The sequence below is a fragment of the Bacillus cereus group sp. BfR-BA-01382 genome, assembly GCF_022663475.1.
Lineage (GTDB): Bacteria > Bacillota > Bacilli > Bacillales > Bacillaceae_G > Bacillus_A > Bacillus_A thuringiensis_S.
On the sequence record NZ_JAKUFQ010000120.1, the window covers coordinates 1 to 14712 of the forward strand.

Consider the following 14712-nt stretch of genomic DNA (forward strand, 5'->3'; position numbering starts at 1 on the left):
TTATTTGCAAATCCTGTTTTAGAGACATATCTAAATACGTCCTTTCCTTCCTACCTTTATTGCTAAAATAACTATAACAAATATACCTCTATTGTTATAGTTATTTTTTAACAACCAAATTAGTTATAGTTAAAACCATTTTTGTTATGTTTTGAACCAAATTAGTTATAGTTAAAACCACTTTTGTTACATTAAGAAGATATAAGCCTTTAGATACCAACGGTTTATATCTTCTTAAAACATATAAACATATAAAACATGTAAAACAATAATATATAAAACAAGCAAACATGAATATTATGTTTGCTTGTTTTATATTAATAAGAATTTTAAATGTAGTTTTATTACCTTTATTCTTAAGAATATGTCTTCTTTCTTCTAAAATCGAAAATAACTACTAAAAAGTATGCACAAAAATGTTAATACATAAGTGCACTTAAATTCATACATTACATTTAAAAAGTAAAACTAAGTTTATACCTTTTGTAAAACTTATTGATTACCGCTTCATCTCTTTTACTTCAAGAAAATGGAATGTTGGAATTTCTAATTCTTGACTTAATTTTTCTTGATATTCATCTACCTTTATAACTTTTAATGCACCATTTTCTTCTTGATACTGTACTAAATATGGTTTATCTGAATCTTCATCTTTAGAAACTATATGATAAAATACATTATTTTTCTTAATTGTCATCGCTTGTGTTGTCGCAATTTTCCCTGTTTGAAAAGGATAAGATTTAAATTTATTTTCCGTATTCGCCTGATCCAATGACCTTTTCTCATTATCATTCATAATAGTGTATACATAGCTGCCATCTTTTTCAGATAACATAGCAAAATCTTGATTCATTACACTACCATATATCGGATCTTCAGTAACTTTCTGCACTGTCTCCTGAAGAGCATTAATGTAAAGATATAAAATGACCATTCCAACAACCATACCGATAAGAACTACGGTTAAAACGATTTTTTTAATTGATTGCACCATAAATTGTAAAATCCCCCTCTGTATATTTCTAAAAATTCATACTTATACATTTATTCCCTATGTTTTATATTACCATAAATAGGCTTTTTGATTACTTTTAAAAATAGGTATTTCAAAACATATACAGTTCTATTGATATGTTTCAAATGTTTTTAAGTTGTACTTTTGACACGGGATATAACGTCTAAATAGCATAAGCTTATTCCCCTTTTTCGGTGATTTGGGCAAAAACACCCAAATTAAAAAAGGCCTGTTATTAGGTGTGCACCTGATAGCAGTAATACATACTGAATGGAAAAATCCATTTCAAATTTTTTTACGAAAAACAAAAATTTAGTCCAGCTTCTCTTATATTAAAGGCAAGAACACAAAACAGTTTATTTTTTGCTAGAAGGCAACATGAAATACAGAGCTATTTTTAAAGTAAAAGAGGGAAACGCAAATGAAGATCAAATTTGAAATTGACATTGATAAGGACACATTGTTAACGATTATTACACTTATAGGTTCATGCTTTTAGTAAATCTTAAATTTATCAAGTATACTTTTAGGTGAAGAGTAACTGTAGGTCAACAGAGATAAAGCGCTTGTTTAAGTGCTTTATCTCTTTATTATGATGGTGCATTCACCTTTAAAAATCTCCCTTACGGTTCTTATTCACTAACTTGGAGGTCTTTAACAAATGCACCAACTGAAGGCTGGTTTTATGTAGCAATGCCAGGTGGATCGGTTTATAAATAAAAAAGAGGGTATATATATTAAAAAACATATATACCCTCTTTTTTATAATTTCTGCATGGATTGAGCTATTGTAATTAATTCTTGTTTAGAAATTCTTGAACTAAATAACTCAATCATTGTCCCATCTTGTACCCACATTAATTGTCCGCCTTTCACATCTTTACTTCTTTTTGTTGGTGTTAACGGATAAAACACACCATTTATATTGTTTATTTTCACTCTTTCTCCATGTTCCCCAGGTTGAATATCGTTGCCCGTTGCCGCACTTTCAATAATTGCAACTTTTAATTGCGTTCCTGCCCTATTCAAAAAATGTATTTGTACTTTTTCCATATTTTTATGTACTTGCTCTGGATATTTTAATTCTATATTCCAATCTTTTGCTATCCCCTTAGGAATAAAACAATTAAAAGAAGTCTGTCCTTTTAATTCATTCAGGGAAAATCCTTTATTAACCATATCCACATTTTCAGCATAAACATTGATATAAAACAGACTACCTGTCATGAATAGAAACAATGCCGCCATTACCTTGAAAACAATATTTTTCATATTTTATCTCCTACCACAACGAATTTTACTATTATTATTAGATTCTATTAGAAACTTTATACTAATTAGAACCAATAACAAATTAACTCCGCTAAAGATCAAAATATAAAATCAAATATCATTTTTCTACAAATGGGTACAGTTCCTATATATGTTTCGTATATAGGTAACATATGTTATATCTTTTTAATTGGCACTAATAGTTAAATAATATTTGTTTTTGAATTTTCTTTCAATTTAAGTTATACTAAGAAAAAGAGTCAAGTCTCCTTTAGGCTATATGTATTACAAAAAACCAATTCCACCTTACAAGAATTGGTTTTTTGTAATTTATTCACTATAAATCATGCAACAAGTTTGCGATTTACTATCCTCATTAAAAATCCTTTTATGCTATACTTTTAGAGAGAATGTAACAGTGACAAGTCTCTTCTATGTATACTTGTCTCTTGTGTCTTCTTGCATCTAAAAAGAGCCACAATCCCAGGCATTGGGGATTGTGGCTCTTTTACTTTCTTAATCGTATATTATGAATTTCCTTTTAAAATATGTTCAACTTCTTCTATACTTAATTTACTTGCTTTTGCAATTGTTTCAATTGGTACGCCAAGTTCATGCATACCCTTAATCAGTTGTATTTTCCCTTCTTGAATTCCTTCATTACGAGCATGGGCAAACTTTGCGGCTTCATCCATTAACGCTTTCTCCCTTGCTTCATATGCTTGTTGGAAAGAAGAATCTTGACTCATACGTTCCCATTTATTCATCGCAATCTCCTCCAATGTTTGGGTTAAGTTTTCATCCTCATTTGCTGGATTCTTTTTTATTATTTTTACTTGCTAATCCATTTGGAGATAATAGGATAATGAAAATCTTTCTCTTGTAATACATGTAAAATTCCTTTAAGAGGCCCGAAAGCTAATAAAATAGTTAGGATTATATAAATTGGGGCTGTCCACAATATCATGGACATATTACTCATATTTATATCGGAATGGAACATAGAAAACATTAAAGTCCTCATTACAAAAGTATTCCAAATCAATACAATAATCCAAGTGAATAGCTGATAAACGGCTGTTTCAATAGCAATTATACGAAGTTTTTTTGATTTGAATATGAAATAAAAAATTAAAGGTATATAAAAAATTGTAATGCTAAAAAGAGTGAGAATGATGAAAGATAATAAAGTAATAATATGCATCATAAGTTCTAGGTTTTTTTCCTGAGATAAATTCATTTAGACTCCTCCTATATGTAGATTTGTTTCTCTTAAAGTTAACGATAACTCATTATAACACGCTATCTAATGTAACAAAATATAATTTTATCTTTATGTTTTGTTACATTTTTATTTAGAAATATGAAATGTCCTAACTGTTAAATTTACTGTAACAAAATACTGTATCAAAAATAATCCACAACATTATTACTACAATCACTTTTTGTTACACGATAATCGGATAATGGGTGTTTTTGCCTAAATACCAAAAAAAGGGAATAAACTTATGCTATTTAAACGCTATATCCTGGGTCCAAACGACTATATAAGTATTAACTAAAAGGAGAGAAAATCTAAAGAAATATATACGTTGTAAATATGCAAATGGAAACACTGGTTGTTATATTAATGAACCAGGTGTAGGTTGGAAATATGCACATGGAAATGCTGTTGGTCATCACCTTCCAGGCGGGGGTGGTTATTAACAAATAACACCTACAGATATATCTGTAGGTGTTATTTGTTAATTTATTTATGATTGTAAAATTACTTGTATTTCTTCAATACGTAAATTCGTAAACTTTGCAATATCTTCAATTGGCATTCCATTTTTATGCATTCCACGAATCAATTGGATTTTTCCTTCTTCAATTCCCTCTTGCCGCCCTTCTTTCTTTCCTTCATTACGAGCATGAGCAAACTTTGCGGCTTCATCCATTAACGCTTTCTCCCTTGCTTCATATGCTTGTCGGAAAGAAGAATCTTGACTCATACGTTCCCATTTATTCATTGCTTTTTGTAAAATCGGGTCTTGGTTCATCGCAATATCCTCCAATGTTTGGGTTAAGTGTTCGTCCTCATTCGCTGGAAGTAATAACAACCAACGAACAAAGGAATCTTCCCAGGGATTTACTTGTTCATTTCGCCACTGTTGCATGAGTTTTGGAATCTCTACGATGTGAACTTCGATATCACTACTCAATACCTTCTGTTGTTGTTGATTCCATAAGACTCCTGTTGTATGGAATGCTTCATATTCTGGAAACATCACAAAGTTTAATAAATTAATGGTAATTGTTTTATGAAGAGAACTATATGGCATTCCTTTTTGAAGTTGGGATGTGTATAACCTTCCCCAATAATATAAACTTCTCTTAATCATGTCATGATTATTATTTAGCTGAATTTCTATATTTACCTTTGTTCCAGTATCTAATGTTGCAGAAATATCTAAAATTGATAATTTATCTTCTTCATGTTCTCGGTGCAAGTGTGGATCTTCTAATTGCAAAGAAACAATGGGCGATTCCAAAGAACCTTGCAACATAGCGTTTAAAAACGCAATTAGAATATCTTCATTTCCACTTGTTCCAAATAATTGTTTAAAAGCAAAATCAATGCGTAAATTCACTAATTGTTGATTGGACATGGGTTTTCCTCTCCCCATCTCATAAGATGTTTTTCTTTTATTGTACATAAAAAAGTGATACGCATGCAAACAAGCTCTTACGTAAATATACATAAAAGCCTACCTATAGCATTTGTTGTGTAGAACCCAGAACTATTGATTGTAAGAAAAACTTGAATTTATTATACAAAATAACACAATTAATTCAACAAATCCTTTCGGCTATTAGCCAAATTTATCAATTTATAGAATATTTTTCAAAACGAGATTCCCAAACTATACCAATTAATGTATGATGAAAATAAGGGATACAAGACTAGCGATGAAATACATAATATCTCGACTTTTTATATTATAAAAAAATATGAATGGGAGAATGATAGTATGTTGAAAAAGAAACTAGGTAAATTAGGTGTAGGAGCTTTAGCATTGGGTGCTTTAATCCCTTCAACTTCCGCTTTTGCAGAAGAACCAACAACACTTCCTACTAATGGTGTAAGTTATGAACAAACAAATTTATCACACACACAAGTCAGCGAAGATTTCAAAGTTGAAATTTATGATAAAGATCAAAATCTAGTTAAAGTCTATAATAAAGAAGAACTGGCTCAATTCAATCCACAGCTTTCGTCTACGCCTCTAATTGGGACCCAAAATAATACAATTAATCCTTTGGCATTAAAAACAACCTCTTTCCCTGGTGCATCTTTCGGTGATTACGTTTGGATTAGAAGTGGAGTAGAATTTAAAAAACCTCAAAGCGTTGCTGTAGAGACAAGTAAATATGTTAGAGATTTAGCTGTAGGATTATTCGTAGGTAATACCCCTTGGGGCGAAGCGATAGCAAGGGGCGAATTTACAGGAGGGTTAAATATCCCAACGGGTCATCTTACAGGTGGGATGGATTACTTTAAAATTAAACTTATTAATCGTGGCGGCGGAAAAATCACTATAGATAGCGGCGTAGTATTTCATCAATAAAGAACATAAAAAAAGACCAGGGCGATCCCTGGTTCTTTTTGATGTTCTTTGATAACTTTCAATTTATTAACTGATTATCGCTATTATAAATTTGAATTATATACGTATCTTTTTTAACCAGCTTTTTGTTTTCATCAGTTTTCATAGCATTATTTATATCTTGCTCAAGTCTTTTTGCATGTTCCTTTGCAGTTAATTCATTTCCAACTATAGGAGTATTAATTGTAAGTGTAACAGGTCCGTTCGAATCTTTGCTATTACTTATTATGGTAGTTCCTTTGTACTCTGGTTTACTTAATAAATCATCTATCAAATTGAAACTAAACAGTTCCCATCTATGCTCTTTTTTTGCTAATTTAACGTCTTCTTGGACAATATTAATTGTATAAGATGTAATTTTTTTCTTTTTTAATTCTTTATCGATTTTTTTTTCAACTTCTTTAGGTTTTTCTGTATCAGATATTCTAAGGTCTAAAAACTTTGCATCGTCATCTACTGTAGCGCTAAGAAAATTTTTATCAGTTACTACATTATGAACCGAATCCAACACTCTATAACCCTCACTTTGCGAGGCCTCTACACTATCAATTTGCTGACAAGAGCCTATTAACATGAGTGAAGAAAAAAGAAGCGGAAAAACAAACTTTGATTTTTTCAATTACATCACCTCTCTATTTCTTTCTTTCATCATACACTAAATTTACAGAAAAAAGAGAAAACTGAATTATCCTTGTTATACCTTTTGAATTTGTTTTGTTAGAAATTTATTGAATATATAATATCCTAATATATTTAGTATTAGAATCAGTGTAATAGCACGTTGGTTAAATCCAAAACGATACTTTATGTTAATAATTGCCCAATAGGAAAAAAGCGACCAGTAAATTAATAGCAATATGGCACCAATAAGTTGTACATTACGACTTAATTCAAATTGTATAAGTTGTGCATTTACCTCTACTTTACTATTAGTAAGTGATTTTGATAAACCATAATACGATGATTTCAACCAAAAATTATCTATTGGTTTATAGTCTGTGGGTGAAAGAGTGTATTTATTAGGATATACATAATCATACCTATCATTAAATTCTCCGGCAGAGTTACTATATCCAACCCATGCTACTTGAATACTGCTACTATTTTCTACGCCTATATTTATTGCTTTCTTTATTTTTTCATTAAAACCGTTGATTACATTATTTTCTTGATTGGGTAAATAATTAGTATACTGGTGAGCTTGCTGTGGAATAACTTTGTAATTCCATAAGTAGAACACGGACAAAAATAGTATGCTCAGTACACCACTAATAACTGAAATATATAGTAACGGTTTGTTTATTATTTTTTTAACTTTATACATCTCAGCTAAATCATTTACCAACGTTTGAGGAGTACCATATTTTCTTAATACGATATTTGTTGCTGAATCTGAATTAAGACCGTCATTTATTAATTGTCTTACTTCTTCACTTATGTTGGTATTTAATTCTTCGTAGATTTCATTTCTTATTGATAGAGGTTCATCAATTTTAAGACAAACTTGAGTACAGTATTTGTCTATTTCTTTTTGTGAAATTTCGTCAATATTTTTTGTGTCATTTGTCATACTTAATAGCCTCCTTCTAAAAAGGTATCTAAAAACTGTTTGAGTTCCTTCCATTCAACCTTCTTTTCTTTATAAAATTCAATTCCCTCTTCTGAAATTTTATAATACTTTCTTTTCACTCCATTTGGCGCTACTTCCCACCATGAGGATACATACCTTTTAGTTTCTAATCTTTTTAATGCTAAATATAAAGTAGACTCTTTAATTTCAAATTTCCTCTTAGTTTTATTGCTTATACTTTGTGATAACAAATAACCGTACATTGGCTCTTTATTTAATAAGGATAAGATAATTGAATCTATATTACCTTTTAATAGTTCTTTTCCTATTTCCAATTTGACACCTCCTATATTGATAATATTACCAAAAGTACTTTGTATAGCAAAGTACTTTTTAATCAAATTGTCTGAAAACACATAAAATTATGGTATTATTTAGAAGTAATAATAACCAAATTTTAGGAGGAATTATATGAAAAAAGTATTAGCATCATTATCATTAGGGGCAATAATCGCTTTATCTAGTCCACTGTTTGCAAGTGCTGATAGTAATAATGATCAGCAGGTTCTTACTGGTTTTTTGGATTCTGTTAAGAGTAATGATATTCAAACAGCATTGACATATACTGATGATGACCGCTTTGAAAGTGCTCAAGAGAAAAAATCGAAATATGAAGGATTATTAAAAAAGGATCAGTTAATTGGTTATAAGAATATAGAAAAACATGAAGAGGGTAAGTATACTGCCGAATTAAGTTTCTTAAATGGTGGAAGCGCTAAAGTTCCATTTAATGTAGTGTCTGATAAAGTAAATATTTCATTTGATAGCTTGGAGAATCCTAACTATGAGGTTATCCAAAAGGGAAAAGAGCCATTAGAATTGAAAACACTAGCAAATCTAGTTAGCTGGGATTTCTCCTCAAGAGCAAAAGGTTCAGTATTTTATTCAAATGGCACATTCTCAATAAGTGGATCATCAGCAACTATGAGACTAAGTCAAAACAATGATGAAGATTTGACTCCTGGTATTACATATGCTGTTGTTCAACAACATTGGTATGGTGATGATGTATGGGGTTCAAGGAGAGTACAAGGTAGAATAACAGATGGTACTTATACTATTACAGGAAGTGGATCATATTCAGGTGCTCAAATGCGATTCACAACAGATAATGACCCTTATATGACTCGTTATAGAGGCAATGGAACATTAAGTAGATAATAAAGGATAAAAATTAGTCATTCTAGAATGATAGAATTTAAGTCTTTATCATGAAATTAGTGACGAGTTACTATGAAAAAAGTTACCTAAAAAGGGAACTTTTTTCATTATCTTATTCAATCATATATCGTTCATCTTCTGAAACACATAAACTTACCCCATTCACTTTTATACTACATTTTCCTAATCGCCGCTTTACTTCCGATTGTAACTTTTCATTTGCTTCCTCTAAAGAACTTGCTGGAATAATCGTAGATTGCGAGTCTGTTACCTTGCCACTATACATCACTGAAAAGTTCAATTCATATTGATGTATCAAGATCCCTCCACTCCTTTTTTCCTGGATTTCCTCACAAATCATTCTTATTTGTCGCTGGCTCTTGTAGTTTTTGAAGATAGGTACGCATTTTTTCTTAATCGGATGATCGCAATTCCTACAATTACAATCAAAAAGGCTTGTAGGAAAATATCCTGTGTTTCCCATAACGTGCAAAAATATAGAAGGATTCCCGAACAAAAATAATACATGGCCAATAATAGGTTTATATTTGCGATTATCATTTGTTTCTTTACAATAGCGGTTATTCCTGCCAAAATAAGCGTACAAACTCCTATACTTAGCAAAATATATGCAATAACCGTGAACTACCCACCACTTAACGTCCTAACGGACTGTTTGAAGTGGGGGCTTCTCGGTTAGTCGTTACTTTTGGTAGCTAACGAATTCGTCCTAAGACAGCCGAGCTAACTCCCTTGTTCCAAGGGTTATTTTATTGCTATCTATGCTAACGCTAATAGGCGTATTGCTTCATTTTTGATATTGATAGCTGCGTTATAATCTCTATCGAGATTTACACCGCATATACAAGAGTAGACTCGCTCAGACAATGACATATTTTTCACATTTCCACAACTGCTACATGTTTTCGTGGAAGGAAACCATTTGTCTATTTTCACAAGCCGTTTGCCTTGTTCATTTAGTTTATAAGCTAAGAAAGAAGTGAACATACCCCAAGCATTATCAGCGACGCTTTTTCCAAAATGAAGTGCTTGCGATATTCCCTTCATATTTAGATCTTCAATAGCTACAACATCAAAATGAGTAGCTAATTCTTTAGACTTATGATGAAGGAAGTTTTTACGTTGGTTTGCTACTTTTTCATGTAGCTTAGCTACACGGATACGTTGTTTATTCCAACGCCCTGAACCTTTTGTACGTCTTGATAATACTCGTTGCGCCTTTGCTAATCGGTCTAACATTTCACGATAGAACTTAGGATAATTGGCTCTCTCATCCTCAGAACTGACGTATAATTGATCCATCGCAAAGTCTAATCCAACAACTGTTTCTACTTCTTTTTGTACGCTCTCTTTTTCGTATTCAGTCAAAATGGACACATAGTATTTACCAGTAGGTGTCATAGAAATCGTACATGACTTGATTATATGGTCTTGTGGTATTTCTCTATGCTGTTTGATACGTACCATTTTCAGTTTTGGCAATTTGATATGACCGTTAAGCAACATAATATTTCCGTTCACTACATTCGTTGTATAAGACTTTCTGTCTTTTTTGCTTTTGAATGTTGGGAAGTTATTTTGACCACGAAAGAAATTTTTATAGGCAGTTTGCAAGTTTAGTTGAGCATTTGCCAAAGCTAATGAATCAACTTCTTTTAACCACTCAAATTCTGCTTTGTATTTTGCAGGAGTGGGAAGCTTTTGTTTCTTTAGTTGATCCTTATCATCTTTATGTTTTTCATACGCTTCTTTCCGTTCAGCTAACATTCTGTTATACACGAAACGTACACAACCGAAGGTTTTACGCATAAGGTGTGCTTGGTCTTCTGTTGGATACAAACGGAATTTATATGCTTTATTCTGCTTTGTCATATCATTTCACCTCACTTTTCACTTTGATTTTCAATATATGTTTTTACTACGTCTATTGGCGAACCACCGGTAGTTAGCAAGCAAAAGCTTCTTGACCAAAACATCTCTTTACAAAGTTTCTTTTTCACTTGTGGAAAGTCTCTTTTAATAAGTCGAGAACTTGCACTTTTATAAGCATTGATGAATTTTGTCATTTCTGTATTAGGGTGTGCCTTGAACAAAATATGAACGTGGTCTACATCATGATTCCATTCAACTAACGTGATGTTATAGTTTTCAGATAGTCGAACAAACATATCTTTTGCATAGTCTGACATATCATCATCAAACACATTTCTTCTGTATTTCACGACCAACACAAGGTGATAATATAACAAGAATACTGAATGGTTATTACTATCTAATTTCATTTATATACCAGCCTTTATAATTTATAAGACTGCTTATATCAGAGGCAAAATAAAAAGGAAAACCTTTTGGCTACGCCAAACCGAAATTCATCTCCCGCCTACCGTTGGGCTAAGCCCTTCACACGCTTGAGGAAAGAGGATTCTTTCGGGAAATTCGTTAAAAAAAATCATTCCTACACCCCTTTTCTCTAAAAACTCATTTAAACCACTTAAAAGACCGAATAAGAGACGTAATCTTTTTTAATACCAAATGTATTGATAACCTATTCAAAATCAATTATAAACGAATCTGGAACGTCATTTTTTCTGAAAGGGGAATTTTTTGTGTTGAAAATCATATATAATTTGTTTTCCTACACATCCCATTGAAAAGCCTGTAAAAAAAGTTGCACCAATGATTTTCAATCCCCATTGCCACGTGTTTTCTTGTAAAAAATGATGCAATACATAGAGGCATGCCCCTGTACAAATAATGATCCAAATTCCATATTCATCATATTTTCTTTGTTCTAATTTTTGTTCATGAAACGGATACACCTGGATAAACAAAAAGGCTATTAGCAAAACTGACAGCCCAATTCCCAATACGATCATTCTTTATCGCCCCATTTCTACTCGATTAAACCTCTTTATAGCGCTTCTGTAATAATTGTTGTATACGTGCCGCATACATTCTAAAATAGGGAATGTTTTGTGCGGCAACCTTTCCAAAGTCCATTTGCATTAATGTTTCTTCTAACAGTTTGAACTCAAATTCTAAAAATTTATCATGCTGTTTCTGAATCGAATGCGGGATGTTATGCAAGGCATCCGCAATTTCTCGCACATATGTCACACTGGATTCATCTTGGCTTGAATAGGAAAATACATTTCGAATCAATACAAACGTTTCTTGCAATATTTCATACCCGATATGATGCAATACATTTTGATTCACCAACTCCCCTCATTCCTTTCTCTATGGTCCTTCAATTCCTGTATTGATATGGAACTCATAATTTTCTACAAACCATTTCTCACCTTCCAATACTAAATTTAATTTCATAGTGTGTTTTTCTTGTTGTTCTGTTCCATCAACCGTTACAAGATAATCATATTTAACCGTTACATCCGCTTTATTATCAGCGGTTTTGATGTAGTACATATCTGTTATCTTTGCTTTCATTTGAATATGCATAGAGCCATCATCTTCTATATGGTTATGTGCATCCTCTGGCGCATTTAATAATTTGTTTCGTGCTTCCCCTGTTATCATTTCTTTAATCTTTTCAAATCCTGGCTTTTCTTTTTGCTTGTTATCATTCTGTATTAACAGCTCTACAAACTGTTTTGCTACTTCTTGCCCTTTATCTTGGGTATTTTCTGTTAAAACTGTTACACGCTTTTCCAATGCTCGATTCTCTGTTTTTAGCTCTTTTACTTGTTCCGTCCATTTCTTTTCTGTCTGCTCAACTTTATGCTGTAAAATGCGATTTTGATTCCATAACCATACACTGATACCCACTAGTACAACTATGATTAAACCAACGATTCCCTGTTTCATCCCTAATCCTCCCTTTCTTTCCGCTTATTTCGGCAAATAAGGCGTTGGGTCGACTTGACCAAACGTCAAAGATGTTTTGATCTCAAAGTGAAGATGTGGCCCTGTTACTTGCCCTGTTCTTCCGCAAATACCTACCTGTTGACCGACTCCAATGTTTTGTCCTTCCTGTACAGTAATGGACGACATATGACCGTATAAACTCCAATATCCATTCCCATGATTGATTACAACTACGTTTCCATAGCCGCCAAACCCCGAACCGGAAGCGCCAAATTTCGCCCACTCTACAACGCCACCTTTCGACGCTGCAATTGGTGTGACACCGTCTTGGCAAGAATAATCAATACCTTTATGAATAGTGCCCCAGCGTGGCCCAAACGGACTTGTAATCGTTGTTTGAGCGATTGGGCGAATAAAGCCTTGTGAGCTTGCTGATCCCGTATCTACAACGCCGCCTGGCTTTCCCGCTTCACAATTAAAAGTAAGGCCGCCCATTTGCGCCACAAACTTTGTTACTAATACTGGCCATAAACCATTTGTGCCATGCGGATCATTTGCGGCTCCTGGCGGTGCATATTTCGCTCCAATTGCTTCTATGGTTGTTATCCCCATACCGATATAGTTTTTATATAAGTTTCGCGCCATAGCGTTGATTCCTTCATCTAAAGTGGCAAACTTCATAAACCCTTTCATTTGCGAACTGCTAGGGTCCATGAGGCCCCCAGGGTTGTTATAGTTCTTTACTGCATTAGAAGTACCATTACCTGTTTCCAATCTTGCAATGGCCGCTAGTAAAACGGGATCGATTTGGTTTTGTGTTCCTGCATTTAAAAAGGCTTGTGCTTTCCCTGTAAAAACGCCGCCCAGGTGGGGTTGTAGTTCTTCTGGTGCCACTGTTTTTCCACCTGGCCGACAAACCGTCATTCCATTACTTGGGATGGTTGCTGGTGCCTCCTCTTCTTTTTTGCCAATGCCTTGCCCCAAAACGATAAATAAAAGAAATCCAATACAGACGAACAATCCTATCGTGAAAGTAGAACTCCCAAAAAGAAATGTCAGTAACCAGGATTTCTTTTTCTTCTTCTTTTTTTGTTCTTGTGCAATCTCTTCTTGTACCGTTTTATCTACAACTTCTTTTATTTCTGGTCTCATATCATCCCTCCCCCCCTTACAACATGTATCAAGATTGATTGGAATACTTTCGAACAATCAGCCCATATGTAAGGGCCAAAAGAATAGGCATAATCGCTAAAACATGAAATAGTAGCGTTAAAAGAGTAGATTGCTGGTTTTGTATAAAGTCTAATAATCCAAAATGACCGATTCCTACAAACCAGATAAAAAAGGCTAGTTTTGCTCTATCATCAATACGGTAACGTAACTCATTATGGATAATTTGAAGAGTTAGAAGAATGAGCGTGTACCAGATAAGTAACCCTAAACCAATCCATCCCAATAAATCTGTCGGCCATTCTCTCTGTATGAAAAGAATGATTATGTTCATCCATCCTAAACACCCGATGCAAAGAAAAATACTGATACTCACCATTTTCAAACACGTTAATCCCCAGTGTTTCATAGCTAGATCGCTCCTTTTTCGTAAAAAAATAGTAAAGTCCTAAAAGTCTAGGACTCTACTCATCGTTTTTTGGTGGCTCCAAACCATCTAAGTTATCTAAGTTTTGCGGATCAGTAGAAGGCATCCAGTTTTCACTTCCCGCGGCTACAGCTCCATATTGTATATCTGGTGTATCGATTGTTTCCGCTTCTCCTTGAATCGGTTCATTTTTACTTACTTCTTTCTCATTTACTCGTGTTAAATCAGAAGAGGAAACGGATTCCGTCGGGATAAATGCGTCAGAAGGATTTGTTTCTTGTACAGTTGACTCGACATCTATATCAGGTTTTTTTGCGACAATTTCCCCCGCTTCGGTCACTTCTGCAGGTATAGCATCTGGAATATCTGCACTTGTTGTTTCTGGTGTATGAGGGACAATGACACCTTCTTCATTTACATCTGCACGAATTATGTCTGGTATTAAAGGTTCATTTGCATCTGTTTCAATTGGCGTTGAGATTTCTTGTTGTGGGATATCGGATGGGATTTCTTCAAATGTTTCATGATCTGGTGACACTTC

General features: G+C 33.2%; 17 protein-coding genes and 3 pseudogenes. 2 read left to right on the plus strand and 18 right to left on the minus strand.

Annotated elements, in window-relative coordinates; genetic code table 11:
- Positions 1–499: 499 nt before the first annotated feature.
- The 5 genes and pseudogenes from MR160_RS29115 to MR160_RS29135 all read right to left on the minus strand — a co-directional run bounded on the left by MR160_RS29115 (position 500) and on the right by MR160_RS29135 (position 4938).
- Positions 500–994, minus strand: coding sequence for a hypothetical protein (locus tag MR160_RS29115; protein WP_242298822.1), 495 nt, complete (start codon positions 992–994; stop codon positions 500–502).
- A gap of 783 nt (positions 995–1777) precedes the next feature.
- On the minus strand, positions 1778–2287 hold the full coding sequence (locus MR160_RS29120) for a DUF4367 domain-containing protein (protein ID WP_242298823.1): 510 nt from the start codon (positions 2285–2287) through the stop codon (positions 1778–1780).
- A gap of 527 nt (positions 2288–2814) precedes the next feature.
- Positions 2815–3102 (minus strand): annotated as a pseudogene (locus tag MR160_RS29125) (Rpn family recombination-promoting nuclease/putative transposase); the annotation flags it as partial.
- A 17-nt stretch (positions 3103–3119) separates the two neighbouring features.
- Positions 3120–3527: a hypothetical protein gene (locus tag MR160_RS29130; RefSeq protein WP_242298824.1), complete on the minus strand. Its 408-nt coding sequence runs from the start codon at positions 3525–3527 to the stop codon at positions 3120–3122.
- 514 nt (positions 3528–4041) lie between these two features.
- Complete coding sequence (locus tag MR160_RS29135; protein ID WP_242298825.1) at positions 4042–4938, minus strand: Rpn family recombination-promoting nuclease/putative transposase; 897 nt, start codon at positions 4936–4938, stop codon at positions 4042–4044.
- A gap of 363 nt (positions 4939–5301) precedes the next feature.
- Between MR160_RS29135 and MR160_RS29140 the strand changes: the two genes are divergently transcribed.
- Positions 5302–5898, plus strand: a complete 597-nt coding sequence (locus MR160_RS29140; protein WP_242298826.1) for a hypothetical protein — start codon at positions 5302–5304, stop codon at positions 5896–5898.
- A gap of 58 nt (positions 5899–5956) precedes the next feature.
- On the opposite strand, the gene MR160_RS29145 is transcribed toward MR160_RS29140, so the two are convergent.
- The 3 genes from MR160_RS29145 to MR160_RS29155 all read right to left on the minus strand — a co-directional run bounded on the left by MR160_RS29145 (position 5957) and on the right by MR160_RS29155 (position 7842).
- Positions 5957–6556: a DUF4030 domain-containing protein gene (locus tag MR160_RS29145; RefSeq protein WP_242298827.1), complete on the minus strand. Its 600-nt coding sequence runs from the start codon at positions 6554–6556 to the stop codon at positions 5957–5959.
- Positions 6557–6631: 75 nt separating this feature from the next.
- Positions 6632–7507 (minus strand): hypothetical protein, encoded by an 876-nt coding sequence (locus MR160_RS29150; protein WP_242298828.1) that lies wholly within the window; start codon positions 7505–7507, stop codon positions 6632–6634.
- A gap of 2 nt (positions 7508–7509) precedes the next feature.
- Positions 7510–7842 (minus strand): PadR family transcriptional regulator, encoded by a 333-nt coding sequence (locus MR160_RS29155; RefSeq protein WP_242298829.1) that lies wholly within the window; start codon positions 7840–7842, stop codon positions 7510–7512.
- A gap of 136 nt (positions 7843–7978) precedes the next feature.
- On the opposite strand from MR160_RS29155, the gene MR160_RS29160 reads away from it, so the two are divergent.
- Positions 7979–8728, plus strand: coding sequence for a hypothetical protein (locus MR160_RS29160; RefSeq protein ID WP_242298830.1), 750 nt, complete (start codon positions 7979–7981; stop codon positions 8726–8728).
- Between the two features lie 112 nt (positions 8729–8840).
- On the opposite strand, the gene MR160_RS29165 is transcribed toward MR160_RS29160, so the two are convergent.
- The 10 genes and pseudogenes from MR160_RS29165 to MR160_RS29210 all read right to left on the minus strand — a co-directional run.
- Positions 8841–9047, minus strand: a complete 207-nt coding sequence (locus MR160_RS29165) for a hypothetical protein (protein WP_000581813.1) — start codon at positions 9045–9047, stop codon at positions 8841–8843.
- Between the two features lie 31 nt (positions 9048–9078).
- Positions 9079–9352 (minus strand): annotated as a pseudogene (locus MR160_RS29170) (hypothetical protein).
- Positions 9353–9508: 156 nt separating this feature from the next.
- On the minus strand, positions 9509–10621 hold the full coding sequence (locus tag MR160_RS29175; protein WP_242298831.1) for a transposase: 1113 nt from the start codon (positions 10619–10621) through the stop codon (positions 9509–9511).
- Positions 10622–10632: 11 nt separating this feature from the next.
- Positions 10633–11031 carry an IS200/IS605 family transposase gene (gene tnpA, locus MR160_RS29180; RefSeq protein ID WP_139848568.1) on the minus strand — a complete coding sequence of 133 codons (399 nt, stop codon included), beginning with the start codon at positions 11029–11031 and terminating at the stop codon, positions 10633–10635.
- Between the two features lie 297 nt (positions 11032–11328).
- Positions 11329–11625 carry a hypothetical protein gene (locus tag MR160_RS29185; RefSeq protein ID WP_242298832.1) on the minus strand — a complete coding sequence of 99 codons (297 nt, stop codon included), beginning with the start codon at positions 11623–11625 and terminating at the stop codon, positions 11329–11331.
- A 25-nt stretch (positions 11626–11650) separates the two neighbouring features.
- Positions 11651–11968, minus strand: a complete 318-nt coding sequence (locus tag MR160_RS29190; protein ID WP_242298833.1) for a hypothetical protein — start codon at positions 11966–11968, stop codon at positions 11651–11653.
- Positions 11969–11989: 21 nt separating this feature from the next.
- Positions 11990–12574 (minus strand): hypothetical protein, encoded by a 585-nt coding sequence (locus MR160_RS29195; protein ID WP_242298834.1) that lies wholly within the window; start codon positions 12572–12574, stop codon positions 11990–11992.
- A 24-nt stretch (positions 12575–12598) separates the two neighbouring features.
- Positions 12599–13726 carry a peptidoglycan DD-metalloendopeptidase family protein gene (locus MR160_RS29200; RefSeq protein ID WP_242298835.1) on the minus strand — a complete coding sequence of 376 codons (1128 nt, stop codon included), beginning with the start codon at positions 13724–13726 and terminating at the stop codon, positions 12599–12601.
- Positions 13727–13754: 28 nt separating this feature from the next.
- On the minus strand, positions 13755–14153 hold the full coding sequence (locus MR160_RS29205; protein ID WP_242298836.1) for a hypothetical protein: 399 nt from the start codon (positions 14151–14153) through the stop codon (positions 13755–13757).
- A 55-nt stretch (positions 14154–14208) separates the two neighbouring features.
- Positions 14209–14712 (minus strand): annotated as a pseudogene (locus MR160_RS29210) (CPBP family intramembrane glutamate endopeptidase); the annotation flags it as partial.